Origin of the sequence: Streptomyces roseochromogenus subsp. oscitans DS 12.976 (assembly GCF_000497445.1) — a bacterium.
Lineage (GTDB): Bacteria > Actinomycetota > Actinomycetes > Streptomycetales > Streptomycetaceae > Streptomyces > Streptomyces oscitans.
Map to the genome: position 1 here is coordinate 5,587,376 of NZ_CM002285.1, position 2,208 is coordinate 5,589,583.

Genomic DNA, 2,208 nt, shown 5'->3' on the forward strand with positions numbered 1-2,208 from the left:
TGTCGGCGACGGCTGAAAAGTGGACCAGTAGCGACGCTTGAAAGTTGACCCCCTCCAAGGGGTCTGGCTCGTTGAGTCAGACCGGGAGGAGTGGTGATCAGCGTGGAGGACTGGGCGGAGATCCGTCGGCTTCACCGGGCCGAGCAGATGCCGGTGAGGGCGATCGCGAGGAAGCTGGGGATCTCGAGGAACACCGTTCGCAGGGCCATCGCGGACGACGCACCGCCGAAGTACCAGCGGGCGCCGAAGGGCTCGATCGTGGACGCGGTCGAACCGCAGATCCGCGAGCTGCTCGAGCAGTGGCCCGAGATGCCGGCGACGGTGATCGCCGAGCGGATCGGCTGGGACCGGGGCCTGACCGTGCTCAAAGACCGCATTCGGGACCTGCGGCCGGCCTACCGGCCTGCGGATCCGGCCTCGCGGACGGTCTATGAGCCGGGCGAGATCGGCCAGTGCGACCTGTGGTTCCCGCCCGCCGACATCCCACTCGGCTTCGGCCAGGTGGGGCGGCCGCCGGTGCTGGTGATGGTCGCGGGCTACTCGCGGTGGATCACCGCACGGATGCTGCCCTCCAGGTCGGCCGCCGACCTGATCGCCGGGCACTGGCGGCTGCTGACCGAGCTGGGAGCCGTCCCGCGGGTGCTGGTCTGGGACAACGAGGGAGCCGTCGGCTCATGGCGGTCCGGCGGCCCCCAACTCACCGACGAATTCGCCGCGTTCGCCGGTCTGCTGGGCATCAAGTTCCTGCTCTGCAAGCCACGCGATCCAGAGGCCAAGGGTCTGGTCGAGCGGGCCAACGGCTATCTGGAGACGTCGTTTCTGCCCGGGCGGGTGTTCACCTCGCCGGCGGACTTCAACATCCAGCTCGCCGACTGGCTGACCAGGGCCAACCGGCGCATCCACCGCACCTTGCAGGCCCGTCCGTCGGACCGGCTGGAGGCCGACCGCTCTCGCATGCTCGCCCTGCCGCCGATCGCCCCTCCGGGCTGGTGGAAGGCATCGCTGCGGCTGCCGCGGGATCACTATGTCCGCCTGGACACCTGCGACTACTCGGTCCATCCGCTGGCCGTCGGCCGCCGCATCGAGGTCGCCGCGGACCTGGACCAGGTCCTGGTGACCTGCGACGGCGTCGAGGTCGCCCGTCATGCCCGCAGCTGGGCCCGCCATCAGACCATCACCGACCCCGATCACGCGGCGGCTGCCGCTGCCGCCCGCAAGGCGGCCGTCGACAAGAAGGCGGCACCGACGATGACCACGGAAGTCGAAGAGCGGTCGCTGGATACCTATGACCGGATCTTCGGTGTCATCGACGGCGGCCTCAGCACCGGCGAGGGAGTCGCGTGATGGCCGCCAAGCAGACGGCGAACAGCCGTGACGTCTCCTCCGAACTCGTCTATCTGACCAAGGCGTTGAAGGCCCCGGCCCTGCGGGATGCGGCCACCCGGCTCGCCGAACGGGCCCGTGACGAGGGCTGGAGCCACGAGGAGTATCTGGCGGCCTGCCTGCAGCGGGAGGTCGCCGCCCGCGATTCGCATGGCGCCGAGGGACGCGTCCGGGCGGCCCGCTTCCCCTCCCGCAAGTCACTGGAGGACTTCGACTTCGATCACCAGCGGTCTGTGAAACGCGAGGTCATCGCTCACCTGGGGACGCTGGATTTCGTCGTCGGCAAGGAGAACGTCATCTTCCTCGGGCCGCCCGGCACCGGCAAGACCCACCTGGCCACCGGGCTCGGCATCCGGGCCTGCCAGGCCGGCCACCGGGTGGCCTTCGCCACCGCCGCCCAGTGGGTGGCCCGCCTGGCCGAAGCACACCAAGTGGGCAGGCTCAGTGACGAGTTGACCCGGTTGGGCCGGATCCCGCTGATCATCGTGGACGAGGTCGGCTACATCCCCTTCGAACCCGAGGCGGCGAACCTCTTCTTCCAGTTCATCTCGGGCCGCTACGAACGGGCATCGGTGATCGTGACCAGCAACAAACCCTTCGGCCGCTGGGGCGAGGTCTTCAGCGACGACACTGTCGCCGCCGCCATGATCGACCGCCTCGTTCACCACGCCGAAGTCATCTCACTCAAGGGCGACAGCTACCGCATGCGCGGCCGCGACCTCGGACGGGTTCCCGCAGCCAACACCGGGGAATGACCAACATCAACAGACGTAGGGGGTCACTTTTCGTCCGTCGGCAGTGGCTCACAATTCAGCCGTCGCCGAC

The 2,208-nt window shown here is 68.8% G+C and carries 2 protein-coding genes; both read left to right on the forward strand.

The features are described from left to right. Positions 1–93 precede the first annotated feature (93 nt). Positions 94–1,344, forward strand: a complete 1,251-nt coding sequence (istA, locus tag M878_RS73865) for an IS21 family transposase (protein WP_023549753.1) — start codon at positions 94–96, stop codon at positions 1,342–1,344. Beyond that, positions 1,344–2,138, forward strand: coding sequence for an IS21-like element helper ATPase IstB (istB, locus tag M878_RS73870; RefSeq protein ID WP_023549754.1), 795 nt, complete (start codon positions 1,344–1,346; stop codon positions 2,136–2,138). The genes istA and istB overlap by 1 nt, the downstream gene beginning before the upstream one ends. Positions 2,139–2,208: the final 70 nt, after the last annotated feature.